The following is a 25,198-nucleotide window of genomic DNA, read 5'->3' as shown; positions in this document are numbered from 1 at the left end:
GTCACACCGACCCGCGTCGCCCGTCGTCGGGGCGGCCCGCCCGCCCGTCGCCGCGTCCGGGGCGTCCGCCGCCGGGGCCCGAACTGTGGACGCCCGCACGGTACTTGGGAATCCGCACGGTGATCTTCATGCCGGCGCCGACGGCCGTCTCGATGACGAGCCCGTGGTCGTCCCCGTAGACCTGCCGCATCCGCTCGTCGACGTTGGGCAGCCCGATCCCGACCGGGCCGGGGCACTCCCCGGCCAGGATCCGGCGCAACAGGCCCGGATCCATCCCGACGCCGTTGTCCTCGATGGTCAGGACCGCCTCCGAGCCCGCGTCCCGGGCGGCGATCGTGATCCGGCACTCCCCGGTCGAATTCTCCAGCCCGTGCTTCACCGCGTTCTCCACCAGCGGCTGGACGCACAGGAACGGCAGCGCCACCGGCAACACCTCCGGCGCCACCTGCAAGGTGACCTTCAGCCGGTCCCCGAACCGGGCCCCCGCCAGGGCCAGGTACTGCTCGATCGAACGCAGCTCGTCCGCGAGCGTCGTGAAGTCCCCGTGCCGGCGGAACGAGTACCGGGTGAAGTCCGCGAACTCCAGCAGCAGTTCCCGGGCCCGCTCCGGATCCGTCCGCACGAACGAGGCGATGGCGGCGAGGGAGTTGAAGATGAAGTGCGGGGAGATCTGCGCCCGCAGCGCCTTGATCTCCGCCTCCATCAAGCGGGTCCGCGCCCGGTCCAGCTCCGACAGCTCCAACTGCACCGACACCCAGCGCGCCACCTCCGTCGCGGCCCGCACCAACACCGCCGACTCCCGCGACCCGTAGGCGACGAGCGCCCCCAGCGTCCCGTCCTCACCGGTGAGCGGCGCGAACACCGCCCACTTCAGGGGGCATTCCAGCCGCTGGCAGTCCGTCCGCACGCTCTGGCTGCGCCCCGACTCCAGCACCTGCGCGACCCGGTCCATCGCCCGCCGCTCGTGGTGGTCGGCGCCCGGACCGTCCCAGGCCAGCACCGACTCCCGGTCCGTCAGGCACAGGGCCTCCGTGCCCAGCAGGGACCGCAGCCGCCGCGCCGCCTTGCGGGCGGCGTCCTCCGTGAGGCCGGCGCGCAACGGGGGAGCGGCCAGCGAAGCGGTGTGCAGCGTGTGGAAGGTGGCCCGTTCGACGGGCGTGCCCAGGTCGAGCCCGGCCGCCCGCTCCCCGCGCGCCGCGTGCCACCGGCCGGCGGCCCACCCCAGACCCAGGAGCAGCGCCCCGCCCACCGGGGCCAGCACCGCGAGCACCGCGCCGCTCACCGCGGGCCCCCCGCGCCCCGGTCGACGGCCACGGCCTCCGGCAGGTGCAGCCGGGCCAGGGAAGCCGCCGTACCGGCCGGGATCCGGGACCGGGTCAGCAGTGACACCAGCACCATCGTGAGGAACCCCAGCGGCACCGACCACACCGCCGGCCAGGCCAGCAGGGCGTGCGACCAGCCGGTCGGGGCCAGCCCGACCCGGGTCGCCAGGACCGCGCCGAGCGCCGCCCCGCCCCCGGTGAGCAGTCCGGCGACGGCGCCCGGCGGGGTCAGTCCGCGCCACCAGATGCCCAGCACCAGCAGGGGGCAGAACGAGGACGCCGACACGGCGAAGGCGAGCCCCACCGCGTCCGCGACCGGGACCTGCGTGGCCGCCACGGAGCCGGCCAGCGGCACCGCCATCGCGAGCACCACGGCGCAGCGGAACGTCCCCACCCCGCGCCCCGGCAGCACGTCCTGGTGCAGGACCCCGGCCACGGCCATGGTCAGCCCCGAGGCCGTCGACAGGAACGCCGCGAAGGCGCCCCCGGCCAGCAACGCCCCCAGCAGCTCACCGAGCAGCCCGCCCAGCATCCGCTCGGGCAGCACCAGGACCGCCGCGTCCGCGTCCCCGGTCAGGGCCAGCTCGGGCGCGTAGATCCGGCCCAGCGCCCCGTACACCTGGGGCAACAGGTAGAACGCCCCGAGCAGGCCGAGCACGACCAGGGTGGTGCGCCGGGCGGCCCGCCCGTCCGGGCTGGTGTAGAAGCGCACCGCGACGTGCGGCAGGCCCATCGTGCCGAGGAACGTGGCCAGGATCAGCCCGTACGTCGCGTACAGCCGGTGCTCGCGCCCCTCCCCGGACAGCGGCGCCGACCAACCGGGCTCGGCGTCGCCGTCGGTGCCCGCGCGGGCTCCGGGAACCGCGCTGCCCGGGACGAACTCCAGGCGGGTGCGGGCTTCGGCGGTGTGACCGCCGGCCGCCAGGGTCACCGGGGCGGCCGTGTACGGGGTCCCGTCGATCCGGCCCGTCACCGTCACGGTCAGCGGCGCGTCCAGTGACAGCCGGACGTCCTCGGCGAGCGTGACGGAGGTGTGCTCGCGGAACACCGCGGGGGCGTCGAAGGATGCGCGCGGGGCGCCGTCCCCGGCCCACGCGGCGATCAGGAAGAACGCGGGCACCAACAACGCGGTGAGCTTGAGCCAGTACTGGAAGGCCTGGACGAAGGTGATGCTGCGCATGCCGCCCGCGGCGACGGCCGCCGTCACCACGAAGGCGACGACGACCCCGCCGGCCCAGTGCGGGGCGCCGGTCAAGATCTCCAGGGTCAGCCCGGCCCCCTGCAACTGCGGGAGCAGGTACAGCCAGCCGACGCCGAGCACGAACAGCACCGCGATCCGCCGCACCGCCCGCGACTGGAGCCGGTCCTCGGCGAAGTCGGGCAGCGTGTAGGCGCCCGAACGCCGCAACGGGGCCGCGACCAGCACCAGGAGCACCAGGTAGCCGGCGGTGTACCCGACGGGGTACCAGAGCATCTCCGGCCCCTGGAGCAGCACCAGCCCGGCGACGCCGAGGAAGGACGCGGCGGAGAGGTACTCCCCGCTGATGGCCGCCGCGTTGAGGCGGGGGCCGACGGTGCGCGAGGCGACGTAGAAGTCCGAAGTGGTCCGCGATATCCGCAGGCCCAGAGCCCCGACGAGGACGGTGACCAGGACGACGACGGTGACCGCGGTCAGCGCGTAGGTCTGGTTCACCGGTGTTCCTTCGACGGGGGAGGGCTGACCGGAGTCTATGTACCGCCCGTCGCCGGGCGACAGGTACCGTCCGGCGCGATGCGGCGGCCCCCGCCGGGGCGGGACCTTCCGTCGGCCTCCCGTCCGGGGCGGGGGCTCAGCGGGCCGGGTCGCGGTGCTCCGCGCAGTCCCGCAGGGCGATCTCCAACTCGACGTACGACTCCTCCGCGCGCCGGAACGCCAGGGTCAGGGCCGCCTCCGCGCGCGGCGGCAGTTGTTGGCGGGTGCCCTCGCGGGCCTCGTACAGGACGTCGGCCCAGCGGGCGGCCGCGCTGCGCAGCCGGGCCAGCAACGCCTCGGCCTCGGCGGGGCCGGCCGCCCGGGTCCGGGGCAGTCCGGTCAGCGCGTCCAGCAGCGCCTCGATCTCGGACATGTCGCTCCTCCCGGCCGGAAGATCCACGATACGCGCGGCCGACCGCGGATCCGGCGCTCGGAGGGGGCCGGTGCGGCCGACGGGCCCGGCGGATCGCCGTACGCCCGTCCCGGCGCGACGAACGGCGCCCCGGCACGCCGGACGGTCGTACGGTCGCCGGGGGTTACCGGGGCGCCGCGGGTGCTCGGGCGTCGGGAGCCGCGACGACGGGGTCCGGATGCCGGGAGCGGGTCAGCCGGTCGCGTGGCGCGTCAGCAGGTCCCGTAGCTCGCGCGCGTGCCGCCGGCTGACCTGGAGTTCCGCCGAGCCGACCCGGACGCTCGTGGTGCCCGAGTCCAGGCGCAGTTCGTCGATGCGGCCCAGTGCCACCAGGTGCCGCCGGTGGATCCGGACGAACCCCCGGGCCGCCCAGCGTTCCTCCAGCGTCGACAGCGGGATCCGGACGAGGTGGCTGGCACCGTCGGTGTGCAGCCGGGCGTAGTCGCCCTGGGCCTCGACGTAGGCGATGTCCGCGATGGCGACGAACCGGGTGACCCCGCCCAGCTCGACGGCGATCTGGTCCGACGTGCGGTCGGCGACGGTCACCTCGGGGGCCGGTCGGCGCGGTCCCGGCGCGGTCGGGGTCCCGACGGCGGCCGCGGGAGCGGGAAGGGGGACGCGGGCGGAGGCCGCCGGGGGGTCCGGGAGCGCCGGGCAGGCCGTGGGATCCGCCGGCTGCGGGGGGTCGCCGAGCTGGGCGCGGGCCCGGCGGACGGCCTCGGCGAGCCGCTCCGGGCGCACCGGCTTGAGCACGTAGTCGATGGCCTTGAGGTCGAAGGCCTGTACGGCGAAGCCCTCGTGGGCGGTGACGAACACGATGAGCGGGGGCCGGGCGAACCCGGCCAGCAGCCGGGCGATGTCGAGGCCGGTCAGTCCTGCCATCTGGATGTCCAGGAACACCACGTCGATGCCGTCGGGGCCCTCCGGGCCGCTCTCCAGCGCCCGGGTGATGCGGCGCAGTGCCTCGGTGGCGTCGCAGGCGCCCTCCGCGCTGCTCACCCGGGGGTCCGAGCGCAGCAGGTAGAGGAGTTCCTCCAGCAGGGGCTTCTCGTCGTCGACGGCCAGGGCGCGCAGCATGCGCCGATTCTACGGTCGGGCCCCCGTCACGGGCGGGGTCGGGCGGGCCCCGGGCTCGCGGCCGGCCCGGCGGGAACGGTGCGCGGCCCCGGCCCAGGGGGGAGGTGGGCGGGGGCCGCGCGGTCCGGGGACGGGCTACTTGACGGTGATGAGCTTCCCGTCGGGGGAGACGGCGTACCAGGTGCCGCCGACGCCCTGCCCGTTGGTGTCACCGGGGTTCTTGTCACCGGTGAAGGTGTAGACGGGCCAGCAGTCGACGGTCTGCTGCTTCACGCCGTCCGGGCGGTCGAGGACCAGGTAGTTCTTCTCGATGATGCCCTTGGCGTTGCCCTTCTCGACCGGGGGCACGGCCGGCCACTTGGCGAGGCAGTCGCCGGTGCACTTGGAGATCATCGGCCAGGCGGAGTCCGGCTTGAAGCGGTAGACGGTCATGCCCTTGCCGTCGACGATGTGGTCACCGAGCTTGGGGTCCTTGGCGACGGTCAGGGCGCCGGTGGCGGCGGCCGGGGCGGGAGCCGCGGCGGCGCCCTTCGCGGCCTTCTTGCCGTCGGGGGCGAGGGCGAACCAGGTGCCGCCGACGCCCTGCCCGTTGAGGTCGCCGGGCTTGGTGTCCTTGGCGAAGCGGTAGGCGGGCCAGCCGCCCACCGTCAGCTGCTTGCTGCCGTCCTTGCGGACGACCTCGCCGAGCAGGGACGCGTCCGTGCCCGACGCGGCCGTGGCGTCGCCCGCGGGCACCACGGGCCAGGCCTTGGCGCAGTCGCCGTCGCAGTTCGAGGCCGGCGGCTTGGCGGTGTCCTTGTCGAACCGGTAGAGGGTGAAGCCGGCGCTGTCGGTGAGGACGGAGCCCAGTTGTTCGGTGGTGGAGGAGTTCAGCTGTCCGGCGGGCTTGGGGGCGTTGGCGGGGGCGTCCTGGGCGGGCTGCTCGTCGCCGTACGGGTCCGACGCGGGAGCCGGGGCTGCGGCGGCGGCTCCGGCCGGCTTGGTGTTGTCGGCCGCCTTGTCCGTTCCGCCGCAGGCCGTCGCCGCGAGGGTGACGACGATCGCGACCGCAGCCAGGGAAGTTCCGCGCTTGATGCCCATGTTGATCTCTCCCACGTGTCGTGTCTGCCGGGTGTCCGTCGCCGGACCGCGGCAACTTGTGGAGGACACGGGGTCGGGGGAGCGATCCGTTCAGTCCGATCCGTATGACCTGTTTCACTCACCCGCCGTCGAACCCGGCCCGCCGCAGGGCCGTGACCACAGCGAGGCCGAGGACCTGGTGTCCGGCGTCATTGGGGTGCAGGCCGTCCGCGAGGTGCTCGGATCCCAGCAGGTCACGGCCCGGTAGCAGGGCCAGTCGGCCGTCGCCGGCGGCGATCCGGTCGCGGGTGGCCCGTTCCATCGCGTCGCGCAGGGCGCCCAGGGTGGCGCCGAGGCGGTTCGGGGTTCGCTCGGCGTCGGGGCGCAGCAGCGGGGAGACGAGCAGCAGCGGGGTCCGGGGGTGGCCCTGGCGGATGAGGTCGAGGAAGGCGCGGGTGGTCTCGTACAGCAGCGGGGCCGAGTAGGGCACGCGGGACCAGCAGTTGGTGCCGAAGGCGAGGGTCAGGACGTCGGCGGGGAGCGCGGAGAGCTGTTCGGCGGTGGCGAGTTCGCCGCGGGCGGCTCCCGCGTACCCGAGGTTGACGGTGTCCCAGCCCAGGGTCCGACCGGTGACGGCCGGCCAGCCGTGCGCGGGTCGGGTGGACCACCAGCCCTCGGTGATGGAGTCGCCGTGGACGACCCAGCGCGGGGCGGCGGGGGCGGGCGCCAGGGCGCCCCCGACGCCGCGCAGGCCGAGGATCCGGGGGGACTGGGTCTCGGGCGGGTGCAGTGTGAAGGGGCCTGCTCCGTGGGGCAGTTCGAGGCGCACGACGGACTCGGCCGCCGGCTCGGTGAAGACCTCGCCGAGCAGCCCGTGCCGGTTCCACAGGGCGAAGCCGTGCGCGAGGTCGCGCAGCGCGTCGGTGGGGCCGGGGACGGTCGCCCGGTAGCGGACCTCCACGGCGCGTGCGGAGCGGGTGGTGAATTCCAGGCGCACGCCTATGGGGAGCGTGGCGCGTTCCCCGGTGTCCCAGGGCAGCCGCATGGTGTCCGCCGGGTCGGCGCGCACGGGCCGCCCCTTGTCCAGCCAGGCGACCCCGCGCAGGAAGGGCTCGGGGTCCTGCCACGGTGCGTCGGGGCCCGGGCTCGGTTCGCTCACTCTTCGCCTCCGGTCGGGTGCGGATGGGGTGCGGGTGCGGGTGCGCGGCGCCGCCGGGTCCCGGCGGGGTGCCGGGGTCACTCGTTTGACCCGTACCCCGGAGTGGCCCGTTCCGACCGTGGCCGGCGTACGGGTCGCACGGGCGCGGGTGCGTCCCGGCGGCACGGTCCGACAGATCTGACGAAGTGTCAAGAAACGGCTCCGAGGTCCCTCGCGCAGTGATCGATCATCCGCGCGCAACAAAGGACCATCCCGGACAGATTCGCGCAACGATCGTTCGCCAATGTGCAAGGATGGTGCATTACGGGCGGTATCACTCAGCTCGTAGGCTCACTCGCTGTACGTGGAGTGGCGTGGACCGCCTGCTCGGCGGTCCCCCATGCCCAGACCGGCTTTCCGTCGGCCTGCTCCTGCTCCGGACCGCTGCGGTCGACGCCTGAATCCCCACCCGCAGCATCGAAGGAGTCCCCCCGTGCTCGAAACCGGCCAGGCGCCACCGCTCACCTCCGAGCCGCGCAAGCCTGCCCATCCCTTGCTGCGCCGCAAGCCGGTCGAGCAGCTGGTCGCCGAGGGCGGACAGGGCGAGGGCGGCTCGCTCCGCCGCTCCCTCACCATGTGGCAGCTGACGATGATCAGCATCGGCGCGACCCTGGGCACCGGCATCTTCGTCGTCCTCGGCACCGCCGCGCCCAAGGCCGGCCCCGCCGTGACGATCTCCTTCGTCATCGCGGGCCTGACCGCGCTCTTCTCCGCCCTGTCCTACGCGGAGCTGGCCGGATCGGTCCCGGTCTCCGGGTCCTCGTACTCGTACTCCTACGCCACCATGGGCGAGCTCGTCGCCTGGGTCTGCGGCTGGTGCCTGGTCCTGGAGTACGGCGTGTCCGTCGCGGCGGTCGCCGTCGGCTGGGGCGAGTACCTCAACGAACTCCTCGACGGCACGATAGGCGTCACCATCCCCGAGGCGGTCTCCGCGCCCCTCGGCGAGGGCGGCTTCATCAACCTGCCCGCGCTGGTCGTGGTCCTCCTCGCCATGGTCTTCCTGATGCGCGGCGCCAAGGAGAGCGCCCGGATCAACACGATCATGGTCGCGGTGAAGATCGTCACGCTGCTGCTCTTCATCGGCATCGGCTTCCTGGGCATCAAGGCCGGCAACTACGCCCCCCTCGCCCCGCTCGGCATCACCGGCATCAGCGCCGGCGCGGCCACGCTGTTCTTCTCGTACATCGGGTTCGACGCCGCCTCCACCGCCGGTGAAGAGGCCAAGAACCCCAAGCGCGACCTGCCCCGCGCGATCATGCTCTCGCTGCTGATCGTCACCGTGCTCTACGTCCTCGTCGCCTTCGTCGCCGTCGGCGCCATGCCCTGGCAGGACTTCGAGGGCACCGAGGCCGCGCTCGCCCAGATCATGACCGACGTCTCCGGCCACACCTTCTGGGGCGTCGTCCTCGCCGCCGGCGCCGTCGTCGCCATCGCGTCCGTCGTCTTCGCCGTGCTCTACGGCCAGACCCGCATCCTCTTCGCCATGTCCCGCGACGGCCTCGTCCCCAAGGTCTTCGCCAAGGTCAACCCGAAGACCGGCGCCCCCCGCGCCAACGTGGTGATCGTCTCCCTCTTCTGCGGCACCCTCGCCGCCTTCATCCCCCTCGGCAAGCTCGCCGACGCCACCAGCATCGGCACGCTCTTCGCCTTCGGCCTCGTCAACGTCGCCGTCGTCATCCTGCGCTACACCCGCCCGGACATGCCGCGCACCTTCAAGGTCGCGCTGTTCCCCGTCACCCCGATCCTGGGCCTCATCACCTGCGGGTACATGATGTTCAGCCTGGACACCCCGACGTGGGTGGTCTTCGGTGGCTGGATGGTCGCGGGCCTCGTGTTCTACTTCCTGTACGGCATCCGCCGCTCCCGACTGGCCACAGCAGAGAAGTGATCCACCCGCAGTGCGACTGAACGATCTCGACGAACGCATCGTGCACGCCCTCGCCGAGGACGCCCGCCGTTCCTACGCGGACATCGGCTCCGAGGTCGGACTCTCCGCCCCCGCGGTCAAGCGCCGCGTCGACCGGCTGCGGGCCGAAGGAGCCATCACCGGCTTCACGGTCCGCGTGGACCCCGCCGCGATGGGCTGGGAGACCGAGGGCTTCATCGAGATCTACTGTCGCCACAACACCTCGCCGGACGACATCCGGCGAGGGTTGGAGCGGTACCCCGAGGTGGTGTCCGCGTCGACCGTCACCGGCGACGCGGACGCCCTCGTCCAGGTCTTCGCCTCCGACATGAGGCACTTCGAACGCGTCCTGGAACGCATCGCGGGCGAACCCTTCGTGGAACGCACCAAGTCCGTCCTCGTCCTCTCCCCGCTGCTGCGCCGCTTCACCTCGGGCGCCCCGGCCTGATCCGCCGGCGCCGCCCCGCCGCCCGCCACCGGCCCCGCCCCCTCGGGCCGGGGCCTGTCACCGGGCCGTGCCAGGATCGGCGGCATGAAGATCCAGATCCCGCTGCCGGCCCTTCCGCGCACCTCGGTCCTCTACACCGACTGGGCCCGCGCGCACGACCCGGCGGCCGAAGCGACCGCCGTAGCGCTGCTCGACGAGGCCCTCGGCGGCTTCCACGTCGCCCACGAGAAGCCCGGCCGCTTCCTGGACGGCCTGGAGCGGCGCGTACGGACCCTGGATCCCGCCCACCTGCCCTGGTTCTGGGACACCATCGGCCACCGACTGATCGCCTGGCACCCGCGCTCCGCCGCCCGCGCCTACGCCCTGGCCCGCACGGCCGAACGCACCCACGCGCTCCCCGTCGACCCCGACCACCACCGCGCGAACCTCCTCCTCTTCGCCCGCGCCGGCGCCCTGCCCGTCGCGGAGCTCAGCGGCCACCAGGCCTGGCTCACCGCCACCCTGGACGGCCCCGCCGCACACGAGGAGTACGTGGGCGTCCTCACCGCCTGGGCCGCCTCGCCGGCCGGACTCCCCGCCGATCTGGCCCGCCGCATCCGGCTCTCGGCCCGCGGCGCCGGGGCCGACCCCGCCGAGGAGGCCCGCGTCATGGGCCTCGTCCTGGGCGCCGCCCGCGGCAAGGACGTCCCCGACCGGCTCCTCGACGCCGCCCGGGACCTGCTCGCCGCGCACCCCCCGGGCGACGACGTCAACGCCCTGCTCCTCGACCTGTTCCCCGAGTCCCGGAACGACGCCTCCGGCTGGCTGCGGCTCCTGCTGGCCTGCGGCGCCGCCGACGCCGCGACCGCCGGACGCATCACCCCCGAGGGCGGCTTCGCCGCCTGGTTCGGCCGGTTCACCCGCCGCTACTCGCACCGCCCCGCCGGCGGCGGGGGCGTCATGCGGCAGCCGATGCCCCCCGAACTGTTCGACCTGCTGACCCGCTTCGCCCCCCGGACGCGCGCCGCCGCCACACCCCTGCGCCTCCACGAGGACCGCCACCGATGGCCCGGCCTGGACGCCGAACTGCTCGACGCGTGCCTCGCCGAGAACCTCCCCGTCGAGGACCCCGGCAGCGCCGTCGAGCTCGTCTTCCGCGACCCCGGGCCGCTGCGCGACCTGCGGGCCCTCGCCGCCGACCCCGTGTTCGGCCCCCGACTCGAAGGCACCGTCCACGCCGGGCTGCGCGCCGCCGGAACCGCCATCACCCGGCTCCCGGAGAACCCCGGCATCGCCGGCGAGGTCCGCAGCCGCGTCGAGGACCTGCTCACCGCCCTGCGCGGCGGCGGCCTCGCGGCGGCCGACGAAGCCATGGACGAACTGCACACCCTGCTCGACCGGCCCACCGCCCGCGCCCTCGACGGCATCGACGAAGCCCTCGGCGCCCTCGACCTGACCGGCCCCCTCACCCGCGCCCTGCGGGCCGGACTCCCCGAGGAATGGGGCTGGCCCGCCCTGGACGACGCCGTGGCGGAACTCGGCGGACCGGACCGGATCACCGGGGTCACCAGCACCTGGCCCCTGCTCACCGTCCACGGACCCGACCGGGCCGTCACCGTCGACCACGCCGGCCCCCGCCACCGCTGCGCCTTCCGCCTCCCCGACGGCGCGACCTCGCACACCGTGCACCACGTCGGCGGACAGTTCCTCGTCGCCTGGAGCACCACCCCCAAGGGCGGCTTCGGCGAGCACGCCTTCTGGGCCGACCGCCCCGACGAGGTCTTCGAACCCGAGGACAAGCTCGGCCTGCGCCGCTACGGCGGCATGACCCAGGGCGGCCTCGGCTACCACTTCGCCACCCCCGACGGCACCGGCCGCCACGACGGAACCCGCGTCCTGCGCCCCGGGGACCGCAGCGGCATGGGCTCCACCGACGTCCAGATGGGCGACGGCCGCCGGTTCTGGGGCTCCGACGTCTTCAAGGGATGGAACGGCTGGGCCCGCCTCGACCCCGTCACCGGCGCCCGCACCGCGGACCACGTCCCGCCGGCCTTCCACACCGCCACCGAACCCCCTCCCGGCACCGAACTCTTCGGCGATCTGCAGACCCTCGCCGCCATGCCCGAGGGCGCCCCCGCCTCCCCCCTCGGCCAGGCCGGCGCCCTCGTCGGGTTCCGCGTCCTGAACCGCACCCCCCACCCCGGGCCCTCCCCCCGGGAGTTCCTCCTCGAAGGTGTCGACGGCCGCACCGCCGGGTACCGCACCGCGCGCTTCGGCCGCCGGCCCTGGGCGATCGTCCGGATGCCCCTGGGCGGCGAGGACGCCGTGCTCGCCGGTCAGGAGACCATCCGCGCCCACGCCGCCGAGGACAACTCACTGCTCTGGCAGGTCCACGGCTTCCCCGGCTCCGACCGGCGCCGCACCCCCGGCTTCGGCGACGCGGCCGGCCCCGTCCCGCCGCCCGCCTTCTGGCACTTCCTCACCCCGCGCGACGAGGCCTCCTCCAAGACCCTGCGCACCGTCGACGACACCGCCGTACGGGCCCTGCTCGACGCCGCCCTGCGCGACGACCCGGAGCCCGCCCTGCCCGGGCACCTCGAACCCCGCGTCGCGCGAGGCGTGGCCCGCGCCGCCCGACTCGCCGCCGACCTGCTGCGCCGCCGCCGCGAACTCACCCGGCGCGTCGCCCTGATGCGTGCCGAGCCCGCCGTCACCCTGACCGCAGAGGTCCCGGACACCGTCCTCACACCCGCCCTGTACGGACTGCTCGCCGAGCACCGCCGCCACCAGGGCCCCGTGCCCCAACCCCAGCCCGCGCTGCTCACCGCGGTCGCCGCCGACGGACGCCACCTGCGCGGGGAGATCGACGACGAGACCCGCACCCTCGCCCGGCCCGCCGATCCCGACGACTGGGAGGTCCTCGTCGGCGGCATCGGGGCCGCCGCCTGGCGGGCGGTCGTCGCCCCCACCCCCGCCGGGGAACGCGAGGCCCTCGCCGCCCTGCTGGAGACCTGGAGCGGACAGCCCTTCGCGGAGGCGGGCGGCACCTGGCGCACCGGCCGGGCCGCCCCGGCGGCCCTGGCCGCCCACCGCGCCGCCGGCCACACCCTTGCCTCCGGCGCCGTCCGCAACGGGACGGCCCGGTTCCTCCAGCGCGCCTGCGACCCGGCGCCCGAGGGCGCCGAGGACTGCCGGACCTCCACCGTCACCGACGACGACACCACCCGCCTGCCCCGCCTGCTGGAACTCCTCGCCGGCCGCGGACCGGTCCCCGTCCCGCCCGCCGCGGTGGACACCTTCACCCGCCTGACCGGCGTACGGGCCGCCGTGGCGGTCCTGGTCCTCGCCGGATTCCCGGGCCGCGAGCACTACGGCGAACACCTCACCCTGCTCGGCGCGGCCCCCCACAAGGTCAAGAAGCCCCTGATCGAGCAGTACGACTCCCTCTGCCGCGGTCTCGGCGAGACCGGGCGCCGCACGGTCCTCGCGGCGGGCGTGCCCCGGGACCCCGCCGCGCTGTGGGAACCGGAGGGGGCCGTCGAGGCGGCCGCCCGGATGGCAGCCGCCTGGACCGGCCTGCTGGGCGCCGAGGAACACGCCGACGAGGAGCTCGCCGCCGCACTGGACGCGGAACTGGGCCTCGGCGACGGATGGGCCCGCGGCCTGCCCGCCGGCCGGGCCCCCGCCGAGGAACCTTTCGGCGAGGCGGGCTTCGTCCTCGTCGGCAACCGCGTCGGCGGCCTCGGCCTGCACCACGCGGGGCCCGACGGCGCCGCCGGCCGGGAAGTGCGGTCCACCGACCCCGCCCACCGCACGGCCGCCTCCGTCATCACCTGGGCCCTCACGGAACTTCCCGTCGCGAGCCCCGCCGCCACGGGCGCGCTCGCCCTGCACGAGCGGCTGCGGACCCAGCTCGACGGACCCGACGCCCTCGTCCCCATGGGCAGCTTCAAGGACCTGGCCCGTACGGCCGCCGCCGACCCGCTCTTCATCCCGTACCGCGGCCCGGTGCTGCCCTGCCCGCACCCGCTGGGGGAGCACGTCACCGAGACCTCCACGGCCGTCGACGACGGACTGTTCGTGGTCGCCGTACCCGCCGGCAGCACCTTCGTCCGGCCCGCGGCCCTCGCCGACCCCGCGCGGCTGCTCCGGGCGGAGCGGCTGGCCGCCGGCGTGGACCGGCCCTGGCTGCTCACGGACCTGCGCGCACTGCGCGCGCTCCTGGAGGGACTCGGCGGGCTCGCCGACCGCGCGGCCACCACACCCGTCCCGCCGGGCGGCTACGAGAACAACCCGGCGCTCGGCGTCCCCGATCTGGTCGCGCGGGCCGCGCGGACCCTCGGCACCGGCGCCGACGCCGCCGCCCTGTACCTCCAGTTGCTGACGCTCGCCCGGCCCACCGACCGCAACGTCCGCCGCTGGAACGGCTGGACGGCGGCCCGGCACAAGGCCGCGCAGGCGGAGCTGTCGGCGACCGGTCTGGTGGAGACCGCCAAGCGGGCCCGAGCGGGCCGCACGATGTTCCTGCCGGGACGGTGGACGGACCTCAAGGCCCCGCACCTTCCGCTGGAGAGCGCCAAACTGGCGGACCACCGGGTCTCGGCCTCGCTGAAGGACCTGCACGCCCCGCTCCTGCGGCTGTTGCCGCCGGCGCCGGTGCACGAGATGTTCGCCCGCGCCTGGGACCGGGCGCACCCGTAGCTCACACGAGGACCCGTAGCTCACACGAGGGAGGGGCGGGCGGGACGGCCGAGCATCGCGCGCCGCTCCTCCTCCGTCAGTCCGCCCCACACCCCGAACGGCTCGCGGGTCTGCAGCGCGTGCTCCAGACAGGCCGTCCGCACCGGGCAGGTCCCACAGATCCGCTTCGCGGCCTCGTCCCGCGACTCGCGCTCCTCGCCGCGCTCGCCCGCGGGGTGGAAGAACGGGGCGGACCCCAGCTCCCGGCAGGCGGCGCGGGACTGCCAGTCCCAGTTGTGGTGCGCGGGTCCGGGCAGCCGGTGGACGTCGTTCATGACGGGGTTTCCTTTCCGTGGGTTGTCCTCCCGCGTGTGACCACTGGGAACCCACTGAAACCCGCCGTCGGGGGACGCCGTCCGATCGAGTCGGCCGGAGCGTTCGGGGACGCGGTACGGGCGCGGCCCGGCGGCCCCCACGGGGCGGCGCGCGGGGCGCGCGCACGGCAGGACCGGTCCGCCCGGCGCGAGTACGGGAGCGGGGCGGACGGACGAACGACCACTGATCTGCTGGGTGTTCACCGCCCCGGCCGGCCGTCCGCCGCCCACGCTCCCGTCCCGTCAGACGCTATGCCGGCGCCCCGCCGCACTCAATGAAGGCCGTGTTAAGCCTTCGTTGCCGGATCGACGGGGCCGGGGCCGCCCGGAGTGCGCACCCCGATGAAGACCGGCTCGCGGCGCAGGACGAAGCCCATCGACCGGTACAGCCGGACGGCGCCGGTGTTGGCCGCGGCCGCGTGCAGGAAGGGGCTGTCCCCGCGCTCCCGGACGACGGCGGCGACCGCCCGGACCAGGCGCCCCGCCAGGCCCCTGCCGCGGTGCTCGGGGTGCGTGCACACCGCGCTGATCTCCGCCCAGCCGGGCGGCCGCAGGCGTTCGCCCGCCATCGCCACGAGCCGGCCCTCGTGCCGGATCCCGAGGTACGTGCCCAGTTCCACGGTGCGCGGCAGGAACGGCCCCGGCTCGGTCAGCCGCACCAGCTCCAGCATCTCGGGGACGTCGGCGGGCCCGAGCCGCACCGCCTCGGGCGCGGACTCGGCGGCCACCGCCCGACCGTCCAGCTGCACGCCCGGTATCGACGCGACGGTCTCCCAGTCCGGCGGCGGGGTCGGCAGCCCGGTCAGCCACACGACCTCACCGGGACCGGACAGCTCGGCCAGCGCCGTCCAGGAACGCGGGTCGTCCGGGTCCGCCAGCGCCGAGAACGGGTTGGCGTCGGGGAGGTAGCGGGCGGCCAGCCCGCCCGTGCCGGGAGCGCCGGCGGGGTCGGAGGGGTCGGCACCGGCGAACTGGGCGAACCGGCGGTGGGTTCCGGTCAGGGCCGCCCAGACCGGATTGTCCAGCGGGGATGGGGAGTTGTCGGTGGGCATGGGGTGCGCGGATCCTTCCGTCGGAACGTGGGCCGCTGCGTCCGCCTTCTTGACGGCCCCCGCACGACGCCAGGAGACTGCGGGGGACGGCCGTTGCCGTCAGCGCCCGCGACGGGCAGGTTATGCCCGGGCCCCGAGGAGCAGGTGACATGCGAGCGGTGGAGACGACCGGCACACCCGGCGCGGGGGCGCGTACCCCGCGGCGCTGGTGGCTGACCCGGCGCCTCCACATCGACCTGCTCCGCGTCTGCAGCGCCTTCGCCGCTCCGCGTCGCTGACCGACCGCACCCCTTCTCCGGCTCCCGCCGGGCTCCCGGGCCACACCCCCGCCTTCCGGCACCCGCCGGGTTGCGGGGCCGTCCGCGCCCGGCGCCGGACCAGGTCGCGCCCCGGCACGTCCGGTCGCGCCCCGGCACCCGCGGACGCGCCGGTCCACCCGTCACGCCCCGGCACGAAGGGCACGCCACCCCGCGGGCCCGGACGACCACATGGCGCCGCCCCACCGGACCACCACCGGGACGGGCGCCACGCCCTGCCCGCGACCACCCGTCCCGTCCCGTCCCGTCCCGTCCGCGACCACCCGTCCCGTCCCGTCCCGCCCGCGCCGGCAGCCCGTCCGCCCGGTCCCGCTCCGCCCCGTCCGATCCCGCCACCACCGGCACCGCCCGTGTCCGTCCCGCCACGTCCAGAACCCGCCGCGTCACAGGTCCCGCAACGTCACAGGTCCCCGAAACGTCCAGGTCCCCGCCACGTCCAGGTCCCGCCCCGGTCAGGGGAAGGGCAACAGGAGATGTCGTCATGGTTCCGATGCTCATGCCCCGCACCGCCCCCGTGCCGGCCCCGCGCGGTCGGATCGGTGCCGGGTTCTCCCCGGCCCCGCACCGCTACCACCTCTACCTCTCCACCGGCTGTCCCCGCTCCCTGCGGGTCCGCACCGCACTCGCCCTGCTGGGCCTGACCGGCTGCGTCGGCACCACCCTGCTCGGCCCGCCCGCCACCCACGCTGCGCTGCGCCGGGCCTACGAGGCCGCCGGGCACCACTACGACGGCGCCCTCGCCGTGCCCGCCCTGTGCGACACCTGGAGCGGCCGCGTCGTCAGCAACCACACCCCCGACATCCTCGACGACCTCGCCGTCCGGCTCGCCGGCCGCCCCGACCTGAGCCCGCCCGTCCCCGCCCGCCACGCCGAGGCCGTCCGGGTCCTCCTCGACGGGGCCGCGCCGCCCGCCGGGCGGTCCGCCGCCCTGGACCTCCTGGACCGCCGCCTCGCCCTGCACCCGTACGCTCTGGGGGACCGGCCGACCCTCGCCGACGTGGACCTGTGGGTCGCCCTCCTCGACCCGGCCGTGCTGCCCGCCGCGGGGCCGCACGCCCGGTCCTACGTACGTCGCCTGCGGGCCCACCCGGCCTTCGGCGGGGCCGCCTGACCGGGGGGTCCGGGGGCCCCCGGGCGTCCGGGGAGGTGGCCGCGCAACGAATCGCCGTACGGGCCGCCGAACGCGCAACGAATCGATGCGTCCAGCGCAACGGTGACGGCTTGTCGCGGTCGAACGCGCGAACGTACCGTGTTACGACCCCACCCCACCTGTCACAGAGGTACGCCCATGCCCCCGCTGCGCACCGCCCTCCTCCAGAGCTCCGGACGGCTCGGCGACACCGCCGAGAACCTCAAGGAGCTCGACGAGGCCGCGGCGCGCGCCGCACAGGGCGGGGCCGGGCTCCTCGTGACCTCGGAGATGTTCCTGACCGGCTACGCGCTGGACCTCCAGGACGTCCCCGGTCTCGCCGAAGCGGCCGACGGCCCGTCCGCCGTCGCCGTCGGCGAGATCGCCCGCCGGCACGGATTGGCCGTCCTGTACGGCTACCCGGAGCTGGCGGCCGACGGGGCGGTCTTCAACGCGGCGCAGCTCATCGGCCCCGACGGGACCGCGCTCGCGAACTACCGCAAGACCCACCTCTTCGGCGGCTTCGAGCGGGACGCCTTCACCCCCGGCGACGTCCCCGTCGTCCAGGCGGACCTGCACGGCCTCCGCGTCGGCATCATGATCTGCTACGACGTGGAGTTCCCCGAGAACGTCCGGGCGCACGCGCTCGCCGGAACCGACCTCCTCCTGGTTCCGACCGCGCAGATGCACCCGTTCCAGTTCGTCGCCGAACAGCTGGTCCCCGTCCGGGCCTTCGAGAACCAGATGTACATCGCGTACGTCAACCGGACCGGCCCCGAGGGCGAGTTCGAGTTCGTCGGCCTCAGCTGCCTCGCGAGCCCCGACGGAGTCACCCGCACCCGCGCCGGCCGCGGCCGGGAACTCGCGTGCGCGGAGGTCGACCCCGAGCTGCTGGCGGCCTCGCGCGAGACCAACCCCTACCTGCGCGACCGCCGTCCCGGGCTCTACGCCTCCCTCGTCTGACCCCCCTTTTCCCCGCCCTGCCTGCTCAGCCCGCAAGGAGACGTACCCCCATGACGTCCACGGTGCCCACCACCGCCGTCCCGCACAGCGACGGCCAGCCCCCGATCACCATGTTCGGGCCGGACTTCCCGTACGCCTACGACGACTTCCTCGCCCACCCGGCGGGCCTGGGCCAGATACCGGCGACCGAGCTCGGCACCGAGGTCGCCGTCATCGGCGGCGGGCTGTCCGGCATCATCTCCGCCTACGAGCTGATGAAGATGGGCCTCAAGCCCGTCGTGTACGAGGCCGACCAGATCGGCGGCCGGCTGCGCACCGTCGGCTTCGAGGGCGCCGGCACCGAGGAACTGACCGCGGAGATGGGCGCCATGCGCTTCCCGCCGTCCTCCACCGCGCTCCAGCACTACATCGACCTCGTCGGCCTGGTCACCGAGCCCTTCCCGAACCCGCTCGCCGAGGCCACCCCCTCGACGGTCGTCGACCTCAAGGGCGAGACCCACTACGCCGAGACCATCGCCGACCTCCCGCAGGTCTACCGCGACGTGGCCGCCGCGTGGAACGCCTGTCTCGACGAGGGCGCCGACTTCTCCGACATGAACACCGCGATGCGCGAGCGGGACGTCCCGCGCATCCGCGAGATCTGGGCGAAGCTCGTCGAGAAGCTCGACGACGAGACGTTCTACGGTTTCCTCTGCAAGTCCGAGGCCTTCCAGTCCTTCCGCAAGCGCGAGATCTTCGGCCAGGTCGGCTTCGGCACCGGCGGCTGGGACACCGACTTCCCGAACTCCATCCTGGAGATCCTCCGCGTCGTCTACACCGAGGCGGACGACCACCACCGCGGCATCGTCGGCGGCTCGCAGCAGCTCCCGCTGCGCCTGTGGGAGCGCGAGCCCGAGAAGATCGTCCACTGGGCCCAGGGCACCTCGCTGTCCACCCTGCACGACGGCACCCCGCGCCCGGCGGTCACCCGCCTGCACCGCACCGCGGGCAACCGCATCACGGTCACGGACGCGTCCGGCGACATCCGCACCTACCGCGCCGCGATCTTCACGGCCCAGTCCTGGATGCTGCTCTCCAAGATCGCGTGCGACGACACGCTGTTCCCGATCGACCACTGGACGGCGATCGAGCGCACCCACTACATGGAGTCGAGCAAGCTCTTCATCCCCGTCGACCGGCCCTTCTGGCTCGACAAGGCCGTCGACGACGCCGGGAACCCGACCGGGCGCGACGTCATGTCGATGACCCTGACGGACCGCATGACCCGCGGCACCTACCTGCTGGACAACGGCCCGGACAAGCCCGCCGTCATCTGCCTCTCGTACACCTGGTGCGACGACAGCCTGAAGTGGCTGCCGCTGTCCGCGAACGAGCGGATGGAGGTCATGCTGAAGTCCCTCGGCGAGATCTACCCCAAGGTCGACATCCGCCGCCACATCATCGGCAACCCGGTCACCGTGTCCTGGGAGAACGAGCCCTACTTCATGGGCGCGTTCAAGGCCAACCTCCCCGGCCACTACCGCTACCAGCGGCGCCTGTTCACCCACTTCATGCAGGACCGCCTCCCCGAGGACAAGCGCGGCATCTTCCTCGCGGGCGACGACATCTCCTGGACGGCCGGCTGGGCCGAGGGCGCCGTCCAGACCGCCCTCAACGCGGTGTGGGGCGTCATGCACCACCTCGGCGGCTCCACCGACGCCACGAACCCGGGCCCGGGCGACGTCTACGACGAGATCTCCCCGGTCGAGCTCCCGGAGGACTGAGCGGCCCCGCTCCGCCCCCGACCACGGGCCGTCCCCGCGCGAACAGCGCGGGGGCGGCCCGTTCCCACGTCGGGCAGGTGCGCGGGGCCGACGGGGGCGGTGGGGCGGTAGCCCGGTGTCGTGCGCCCGTCGGCGGTGCGCGGCGAAGCCGTCACCGGGCTCAGCGCAGGGCGGGAACCCACGGGTCGCGCCGGATCCGCACGCCGGTCGGGGTCAGCAGGCAGCGGCCCACCAGGCCGACGCCGGCGTCGAGGGACTCGCGGAACTCCTCCGCCAGGTCGGGGGCCCGGCGCAGCGTCCACAGCAGCCGGGCGGCCGACCAGGCCCCGGCACGGGCCCGTTCCAGGCTCCACGACCCCAGCAGGTGCGTCAGCGGATCGGCGACCTCCAGCAGGTCCGGGCCCGGCATCAGGTCCTCCCGGATCTGCTCCTCCAGGGCCACCAGGGTGTCCCCGACCCGGTCGAAGTCGGCCTCCAGGGCGGCCGGCGGGCAGTCCAGCGCCCGGCACGTCGATACCACCGCCAGTGCCAGGTCGTGGCCGATGTGCGCGTTGATCCCGGCCAGCGCGTACTGGAGAGGCCGCACCCCCGGGTGGCGGCGGTACTGGATCAGCGGCCGCCAGCAGGCCGGAGCCCGGTCCGCCTCCACCGCCGTCAGGTAGCGCTCGGCGAACCGTACGCTCAGGGTCCGCGCGGCCCGGGGCGCGGGGAACTCCCCGCGCTCGATGCGGTGGTGCAGGGTCTGCGTCACCGTCAGGTAGACCCGGTTGAAGACGGCGACGCCGTCCTGCGCGGGGAGCCGCTCGTCGAGGGCGCGCATCCGCGCGAGTACCGCTTCCATGTGAGGCAGCGTCGCAGCCCGGGCGGGCCCTGCGGGGAACTTGGCCGTGGGCTTCCCCGGTTCGGGCGAAACTCCGTCAACCCCGCTTGTCGCCGGGGTCCCCGGCGGAGTCGCCGTCGTACGCGGAGGTGCCGGAGTCGAGCAGCGGTTCCTGCTCCTTGAGGTGGGCCGGGGCGAAGTAGCGCAGCGCGTGGTACCCGGTGATCACCACGATGCTGCCGAGGGCGATGCCGCCGAGCTCGAAGCTGTCGGTGATCTGCAGCTCGACCCCGCCCACGCCGATGATGATGCCCGCGGCGGCCGGCACCAGGTTCAGCGGATTGCGCAGGTCGACCCGGCCGCTCAGCCAGATCTGGGCGCCGAGCAGGCCGATCATGCCGTAGAGGATCACGGTGATCCCGCCCAGCACCCCGCCCGGGATCGCGGCGACGACCGCGCCGAACTTGGGGCACAGGCCGAAGAGCAGCGCGAACCCGGCCGCCGCCCAGTAGGCCGCGGTGGAGTAGACGCGGGTGGCGGCCATCACCCCGATGTTCTCGGAGTAGGTGGTGTTCGGCGGGCCGCCGACGGCCGTGGACAGCATCGACGCCGCGCCGTCGGCCGCGATGGCGGTGCCGAGCTTGTCGTCGAGGGGGTCGCCGGTCATCTCGCCGACGGCCTTGATGTGCCCGGCGTTCTCCGCGATGAGCGCGATCACGACCGGCAGGGCGATCAGGATCGCCGACCACTCGAAGGCGGGGGCGTGGAAGGACGGCAGCCCGATCCACTCGGCCTTGCCGACGCCGGAGAGGTCGAGGCGCCAGTGGTCGACCGCCTCGGCCCCGCCCATCGGCGAGTGGATCCGCCCGAGGACCAGGTCGAAGATCCAGGAGATCGCGTACCCGAAGACCAGCCCGAGGAAGATCGCGATGCGCGACCAGAAACCGCGCAGGCACACCACGGCGAGACCGGTGAACAGCATGGTCAGCAGCGCCGTCCACTGGTCCTGCGGCCAGTACGTCGCGGCCGTGACCGGCGCCAGGTTGAAGCCGATCAGCATCACGACCGCGCCCGTCACCACCGGGGGCATGGCCGCGTGGATGATCCGCGCGCCGAACCGCTGGACGGCCAGGCCCACCAGGAACAGCGCGGCGCCGACCACGAACACCGCGCCCGTGACGACGGCGCTGTCACCGCCGCCCGCCCGGATCGCCGCAGCGACGCCCACGAAGGAGAGCGAACAGCCGAGGTACGAGGGAACCCTGCCGCGGGTGGCGAGCAGGAAGATGGCCGTCGCGATGCCGGACATCATGATGGCCAGGTTGGGATCCAGGCCCATCAGGACCGGGGCGACGAAGCTCGCACCGAACATCGCGACGACGTGCTGGGCCCCGAGCCCGGCGGTGCGCGGCCACGACAGCCGCTCGTCCGGCCGTACCACCGCGCCGGGGGCGGGGGTCCGCCCGTCCCCGTGCAGGGTCCAGCCCACGCCGAAGCCCATGTTCCACCACTTCCGTTCCTGCGGCCCGTCAAGCATCCTGGCGGTCCGCCGCTCGCTCACCGCGGCGCGCCAGCCGCCATATTACGGGCGGATAGGCGCTGGTTCGTCCCGATTGGCGGGATCGGCAGGACCAGCCGTCCGCTTCGCGCGCAGGACGCCGGCCCCCAGGACCAGCGCGAAGGCCAGCAGCGTGACCAGCCCGAACGACACGACCAGCGACGTCGCGTCGGCCACCGCGCCGATCGCCGACGGCGCGATCAGGCCCGAGGTGTAGGTGATCGTGGCGACGCCCGCGATGGCCTGGGCCGGCGCCGGACCGCTGCGGCCCGCCGCCGCGAAGGCCAACGGAACCACCACCGCGATGCCCAATCCGATCAGCGCGAAGCCGGCCAGGGCGCCCGCGGGGTGCCGGACCGCGACCACCAACACTCCGCCCAGGGTGGCCAGTACGCCTCCCGCCCGGACGGTGCGCACCGCGCCGAACCGGTCCACGACCCGGTCGCCGACCAGCCGCGCCACGGCCATGGTCAGCGCGAAGGCGGTGGTGGAGGCGGCGGCCAGGCCCGCGTCCGTGTGCAGCACGTCCCGCAGGTACACCGCGGACCAGTCCAGGCTCGCCCCCTCCGCGAAGACGGCGCAGAAGCCGATGGCACCGATCAGCAGGGCCGACCTCGGCGGCAGCGTGAAGTGCGGCGGCGCCTCCGCCTCCTGATCGCCCTTCAGGTCCAGCACGCCCCGGACGGCGACCAGCCCGGCCGCGGTCAGGGCGAGCGCGACCACCGCGTGGTGCAGCCGGGCGTCGGCCCCCAGGTGCGCGGCGACCGTTCCGGCGGCCGAACCGAGCAGCGCGCCCACGCTCCACATGCCGTGCAACGAGGACATGATCGAGCGGCCGAGGCGGTTCTCGGTCTCCACGCCGAGCGCGTTCATCGCCACGTCCGACATGCCCGCCGTGGCCCCGTACACGAAGAGCGCCGCGCACAGCGCGACCAGGTTGGGGGCGAGGGCGGGCAGGATCAGGGACAGGGTCCACATGCAGAGCAGCCCGCGCAGGGCGGTGCGCGCGCCGAACCGGTGGTTGATCCGCCCGGCCAGCGGCATCGCCAGCGCCGCGCCCAGGGCGGGGAAGGCGAGGGCGAGACCCAGGGTGCCCGAGCCGAGCTGGGCGTGGTCCTGGATCCACGGGATGCGGGTGGCGAAGGAGCCGGTCACGGCGCCGTGCGTGCAGAACACGGCGGCGATCGCGAAGCGGGCGTGGCGCAGTCGCGCCGGGCTGAGGTCGGTGTCCCCGGTCATGGACGTAAACTATCAGGGACCCTTCCTAATGGTTAGTGCCGTGAACCTCCCTAAGATGGGCGCCGTGACCCCTGCCAAGGTGCTGACGACCGCCGCCGCCCCGTCCCCCGCCTCGCCGAGCACGGCCCGGGCCATGAACGACCGGCTCGCGCTGGAACTCCTCCAGGCCGAGGGGCCGCTGACGGCGGCCCAGCTCAAACAGCTGACCGGTCTGTCCCGGCCCTCCGTCGCCGACCTCGTCGAGCGGCTCGCCGGCGCGGGGCTGATCGAGGTCGTGGGGGAGTCGGGCGAGCAGCGGCGCGGCCCGAACGCCCGCCTGTACGGGATCGTCGCCCGCCGGGCCCACCTCGCCGCGCTGGACGTACGGACGGACAGCGCGACGGCGGTGGTCACCGATCTGCTGGGGCAACCCCTGGCCCGGGCCGCCCTGCCGGTCGACGCCGTCGAGGAGGCGGTGGCGCGACTGGAGGCCCTGACCCGCGAGGCCGGTGCCGAGCGGCTCCACACCGTCGTCGTCGGAGCGCCGGGCCTGGTGGCGCCGGCCAGCGGTGAGCTCGGCGACACCATCGGGCTGCCGTCCTGGCACCGGGACCTCGTGACGGCCCTCCAGCTGCGGCTGCCGGCCAAGGTGGTGGTGGAGAACGAGACCAACCTGGCGGCCCTGGCGGAACAGCGCGTCGGCGCCGCCCGGGACCTGGACTCCTTCGTCCTGCTGTGGCTCGGCGCCGGGGTGGGCGCCGCCGTCGTCCTGGACGGACGGCTGCGCCGGGGCGCCTCCGGCGGGGCAGGCGAGATCGGCTTCCTCCCGGTGCCCGGCACCGCCGGGCTGCCCTCCGCCGCCGACTGCGGCGGAGGCTTCCACGCCCTTGCGGGGCGCGCGGGCGTGGAGGCGCTCGCGGCGGAACACGGCTTCACCGGCCCGGTGGAGGAGGCCGTCGCCGGGGCCGCGGGGGAGCCCTTCCTCGACGCCCTCGCCGAGCGGCTCGCGCTCGGGGCGGCGGCCGTCGCCGCGATCCTCGACCCGGGCTGCGTGGTGCTGGGCGGCGAGCTGGGCCGGGCGGGCGGCGCCCCACTCGCCGCCCGCGTCGAGCGCCGCCTCGCGACGCTGACCCCCGTCCCGACGGCGGTCCGCGCCACCGCCCTCGGCGGACCGGCCGTCATGGAGGGCGCCCTGCTGGCCGCCCGCGAAGCCGCCCAGACGATCCTCTTCGGCACCTGACGGACTCCGTCGCGGTTCCCGACCGGGTCCGGTGCGGCCCGCCCGGCCGGGACTCCCGCACGGTCCCGCCGGCCGATCCGCTCCGCGGGATCCCGCCCGCGGGCTCCGGCGGGGCCCCGTCCGCGGACCGGGCGCGGGCCGCCGGTCGGGCCGTGCTCGGTCCCGGCCGCGCATGAGGGCCGTGCTCAGTCCCGCCCGCGCAGGAGGTACTCGGCGAAGGTGGTTCGGCCCACCGCGTGGGCCGGAGCGAGGTTGCCGCCTTCGCGGAAGGCGGCGTACGTCTTCCCGGCGAGCGGGACCGTGACCACCCGGCGGCGGCGCCCGGTCGCCGTGAGGCGGGCGCGGCCCAGTTCCGCCAGGCCGCGGACCTCGGGGCCGCCCATGTCCGGGACCCGGCCCGCCGGGCGGGGGACCGCCAGTTCCGCGAGCCGGTCCGCGACCTCCGCCGCGGAGATCGGCTGCACCCGTACGCCCCTCGGGAGCAGGACCACCGGCAGCTTCGCCGAGGCGTCCACCAACCGCGCCACCAGGTCGTGGAACTGGGTGGCCCGCAGGATCGTGATCCCGAGCCCGGAGGCCTCCAGCAGCCGTTCCACGGCCAGCTTCGACCGGTAGTACCCGAGCGGCACCACGTCCACCCCGACGATCGAGACGTACACGAGGTTGCTGACGCCGCCCGCCCGCCGGGCCGCCGCGACCAGGTTCCGGGCGGCCGTTTCGTCGCCCCCGCGCGGACTGCTCGCGCAGTGCACGACCACGTCGACGCCGGCCATCGCCGCGGCCAGTCCCCGGCCGTCCCGCAGGTCGACCGGGAAGTCCCGCGCGTGCCGGCTCAGTACCCGGACCTCGTGGCCCCGGTCCCGCAGCCGCTCCACGACGAGGGCTCCGAGGTTCCCGGTGCCTCCGGTGACGAGGATCGTGCTCATGGTGTGTCCGTCCTTCCCGAGGGTG

20 protein-coding genes are annotated in these 25,198 nt (G+C 74.8%); 8 read left to right on the top strand and 12 right to left on the bottom strand.

Annotated features, from left to right (window positions below; all coding sequences use genetic code 11):
* Position 1: 1 nt before the first annotated feature.
* The 6 genes from ACFVS6_RS27380 to ACFVS6_RS27355 all read right to left on the bottom strand — a co-directional run bounded on the left by ACFVS6_RS27380 (position 2) and on the right by ACFVS6_RS27355 (position 6,761).
* Complete coding sequence (locus ACFVS6_RS27380; protein WP_389707828.1) at positions 2–1,282, bottom strand: sensor histidine kinase; 1,281 nt, start codon at positions 1,280–1,282, stop codon at positions 2–4.
* A complete protein-coding gene (locus tag ACFVS6_RS27375) occupies positions 1,279–3,015 on the bottom strand; it encodes a cation acetate symporter (protein ID WP_389707826.1) in 1,737 nt (578 codons plus the stop codon). The genes ACFVS6_RS27380 and ACFVS6_RS27375 overlap by 4 nt, the downstream gene beginning before the upstream one ends.
* Positions 3,016–3,151: 136 nt before the next feature.
* Positions 3,152–3,427, bottom strand: coding sequence for a hypothetical protein (locus ACFVS6_RS27370; RefSeq protein WP_389707825.1), 276 nt, complete (start codon positions 3,425–3,427; stop codon positions 3,152–3,154).
* A gap of 231 nt (positions 3,428–3,658) precedes the next feature.
* Positions 3,659–4,543 (bottom strand): LytTR family transcriptional regulator DNA-binding domain-containing protein, encoded by an 885-nt coding sequence (locus ACFVS6_RS27365; RefSeq protein WP_389707823.1) that lies wholly within the window; start codon positions 4,541–4,543, stop codon positions 3,659–3,661.
* Positions 4,544–4,678: 135 nt separating this feature from the next.
* On the bottom strand, positions 4,679–5,623 hold the full coding sequence (locus tag ACFVS6_RS27360) for an SCO0930 family lipoprotein (protein ID WP_389707856.1): 945 nt from the start codon (positions 5,621–5,623) through the stop codon (positions 4,679–4,681).
* A gap of 118 nt (positions 5,624–5,741) precedes the next feature.
* The gene (locus ACFVS6_RS27355; RefSeq protein ID WP_389707821.1) at positions 5,742–6,761 is read right to left on the bottom strand and encodes a GDSL-type esterase/lipase family protein; all 1,020 of its coding nucleotides are present in this window, start codon (positions 6,759–6,761) and stop codon (positions 5,742–5,744) included.
* Positions 6,762–7,233: 472 nt separating this feature from the next.
* Here ACFVS6_RS27355 and ACFVS6_RS27350 point away from each other — a divergent pair, with 472 nt between their 5' ends.
* The 3 genes from ACFVS6_RS27350 (at position 7,234) to ACFVS6_RS27340 (ending at position 13,834) form a co-directional block, all read left to right on the top strand.
* A complete protein-coding gene (locus tag ACFVS6_RS27350) occupies positions 7,234–8,688 on the top strand; it encodes an amino acid transporter (protein WP_389707819.1) in 1,455 nt (484 codons plus the stop codon).
* Positions 8,689–8,698: 10 nt separating this feature from the next.
* Positions 8,699–9,154 (top strand): Lrp/AsnC family transcriptional regulator, encoded by a 456-nt coding sequence (locus ACFVS6_RS27345; RefSeq protein ID WP_007262967.1) that lies wholly within the window; start codon positions 8,699–8,701, stop codon positions 9,152–9,154.
* 84 nt (positions 9,155–9,238) lie between these two features.
* The gene (locus tag ACFVS6_RS27340) at positions 9,239–13,834 is read left to right on the top strand and encodes a hypothetical protein (protein WP_389707817.1); all 4,596 of its coding nucleotides are present in this window, start codon (positions 9,239–9,241) and stop codon (positions 13,832–13,834) included.
* 20 nt (positions 13,835–13,854) lie between these two features.
* On the opposite strand, the gene ACFVS6_RS27335 is transcribed toward ACFVS6_RS27340, so the two are convergent.
* Entirely contained in the window at positions 13,855–14,148 is a 294-nt protein-coding gene (locus ACFVS6_RS27335; protein WP_389707815.1) for a WhiB family transcriptional regulator, read from the bottom strand.
* A 326-nt stretch (positions 14,149–14,474) separates the two neighbouring features.
* Positions 14,475–15,239, bottom strand: a complete 765-nt coding sequence (locus ACFVS6_RS27330) for a GNAT family N-acetyltransferase (protein WP_389707813.1) — start codon at positions 15,237–15,239, stop codon at positions 14,475–14,477.
* Positions 15,240–15,388: 149 nt separating this feature from the next.
* Between ACFVS6_RS27330 and ACFVS6_RS27325 the strand changes: the two genes are divergently transcribed.
* From ACFVS6_RS27325 to ACFVS6_RS27310, 4 genes are all read left to right on the top strand, one after another.
* Complete coding sequence (locus ACFVS6_RS27325) at positions 15,389–15,517, top strand: hypothetical protein (RefSeq protein ID WP_389707811.1); 129 nt, start codon at positions 15,389–15,391, stop codon at positions 15,515–15,517.
* 520 nt (positions 15,518–16,037) lie between these two features.
* Entirely contained in the window at positions 16,038–16,667 is a 630-nt protein-coding gene (locus tag ACFVS6_RS27320; RefSeq protein WP_389707809.1) for a glutathione S-transferase C-terminal domain-containing protein, read from the top strand.
* Between the two features lie 177 nt (positions 16,668–16,844).
* Positions 16,845–17,648 (top strand): carbon-nitrogen hydrolase family protein, encoded by an 804-nt coding sequence (locus ACFVS6_RS27315; RefSeq protein ID WP_389707807.1) that lies wholly within the window; start codon positions 16,845–16,847, stop codon positions 17,646–17,648.
* Between the two features lie 50 nt (positions 17,649–17,698).
* Positions 17,699–19,411 carry a flavin monoamine oxidase family protein gene (locus ACFVS6_RS27310; protein WP_281205172.1) on the top strand — a complete coding sequence of 571 codons (1,713 nt, stop codon included), beginning with the start codon at positions 17,699–17,701 and terminating at the stop codon, positions 19,409–19,411.
* Positions 19,412–19,571: 160 nt separating this feature from the next.
* Here ACFVS6_RS27310 and ACFVS6_RS27305 read toward each other — a convergent pair whose 3' ends face one another.
* The 3 genes from ACFVS6_RS27305 to ACFVS6_RS27295 all read right to left on the bottom strand — a co-directional run bounded on the left by ACFVS6_RS27305 (position 19,572) and on the right by ACFVS6_RS27295 (position 23,028).
* Entirely contained in the window at positions 19,572–20,252 is a 681-nt protein-coding gene (locus tag ACFVS6_RS27305; RefSeq protein ID WP_389707805.1) for a DUF5995 family protein, read from the bottom strand.
* Positions 20,253–20,328: 76 nt separating this feature from the next.
* Entirely contained in the window at positions 20,329–21,732 is a 1,404-nt protein-coding gene (locus ACFVS6_RS27300) for a uracil-xanthine permease family protein (protein ID WP_389707854.1), read from the bottom strand.
* 81 nt (positions 21,733–21,813) lie between these two features.
* Positions 21,814–23,028 (bottom strand): MFS transporter, encoded by a 1,215-nt coding sequence (locus tag ACFVS6_RS27295; RefSeq protein ID WP_389707803.1) that lies wholly within the window; start codon positions 23,026–23,028, stop codon positions 21,814–21,816.
* Positions 23,029–23,083: 55 nt separating this feature from the next.
* Here ACFVS6_RS27295 and ACFVS6_RS27290 point away from each other — a divergent pair, with 55 nt between their 5' ends.
* The gene (locus ACFVS6_RS27290) at positions 23,084–24,247 is read left to right on the top strand and encodes an ROK family transcriptional regulator (RefSeq protein WP_389707853.1); all 1,164 of its coding nucleotides are present in this window, start codon (positions 23,084–23,086) and stop codon (positions 24,245–24,247) included.
* Between the two features lie 185 nt (positions 24,248–24,432).
* Here the strand turns inward: ACFVS6_RS27290 and ACFVS6_RS27285 are convergent, their stop codons facing one another.
* Positions 24,433–25,173, bottom strand: a complete 741-nt coding sequence (locus ACFVS6_RS27285) for an SDR family oxidoreductase (RefSeq protein WP_389707802.1) — start codon at positions 25,171–25,173, stop codon at positions 24,433–24,435.
* Positions 25,174–25,198: the final 25 nt, after the last annotated feature.

Source organism: Streptomyces sp. NPDC057939 (assembly GCF_042887545.1).
GTDB lineage: Bacteria > Actinomycetota > Actinomycetes > Streptomycetales > Streptomycetaceae > Streptomyces.
The sequence above is the reverse complement of the archived record's forward strand: the minus strand, read 5'-3'. Positions and strand labels throughout refer to the sequence as shown.

Coding starts and splice junctions, on each gene's coding strand:
- ACFVS6_RS27330 (WP_389707813.1), bottom strand. CDS start 15,239: ATGCCCACCGACAACTCCCCATCCCCGCTGGACAATCCGGTCTGGGCG.
- ACFVS6_RS27365 (WP_389707823.1), bottom strand. CDS start 4,543: ATGCTGCGCGCCCTGGCCGTCGACGACGAGAAGCCCCTGCTGGAGGAA.
- ACFVS6_RS27300 (WP_389707854.1), bottom strand. CDS start 21,732: ATGGGCTTCGGCGTGGGCTGGACCCTGCACGGGGACGGGCGGACCCCC.
- ACFVS6_RS27315 (WP_389707807.1), top strand. CDS start 16,845: ATGCCCCCGCTGCGCACCGCCCTCCTCCAGAGCTCCGGACGGCTCGGC.
- ACFVS6_RS27310 (WP_281205172.1), top strand. CDS start 17,699: ATGACGTCCACGGTGCCCACCACCGCCGTCCCGCACAGCGACGGCCAG.
- ACFVS6_RS27335 (WP_389707815.1), bottom strand. CDS start 14,148: ATGAACGACGTCCACCGGCTGCCCGGACCCGCGCACCACAACTGGGAC.
- ACFVS6_RS27305 (WP_389707805.1), bottom strand. CDS start 20,252: ATGGAAGCGGTACTCGCGCGGATGCGCGCCCTCGACGAGCGGCTCCCC.
- ACFVS6_RS27295 (WP_389707803.1), bottom strand. CDS start 23,028: ATGACCGGGGACACCGACCTCAGCCCGGCGCGACTGCGCCACGCCCGC.
- ACFVS6_RS27370 (WP_389707825.1), bottom strand. CDS start 3,427: ATGTCCGAGATCGAGGCGCTGCTGGACGCGCTGACCGGACTGCCCCGG.
- ACFVS6_RS27360 (WP_389707856.1), bottom strand. CDS start 5,623: ATGGGCATCAAGCGCGGAACTTCCCTGGCTGCGGTCGCGATCGTCGTC.
- ACFVS6_RS27340 (WP_389707817.1), top strand. CDS start 9,239: ATGAAGATCCAGATCCCGCTGCCGGCCCTTCCGCGCACCTCGGTCCTC.
- ACFVS6_RS27285 (WP_389707802.1), bottom strand. CDS start 25,173: ATGAGCACGATCCTCGTCACCGGAGGCACCGGGAACCTCGGAGCCCTC.
- ACFVS6_RS27325 (WP_389707811.1), top strand. CDS start 15,389: ATGCGAGCGGTGGAGACGACCGGCACACCCGGCGCGGGGGCGCGTACC.
- ACFVS6_RS27290 (WP_389707853.1), top strand. CDS start 23,084: ATGGGCGCCGTGACCCCTGCCAAGGTGCTGACGACCGCCGCCGCCCCG.
- ACFVS6_RS27320 (WP_389707809.1), top strand. CDS start 16,038: ATGGTTCCGATGCTCATGCCCCGCACCGCCCCCGTGCCGGCCCCGCGC.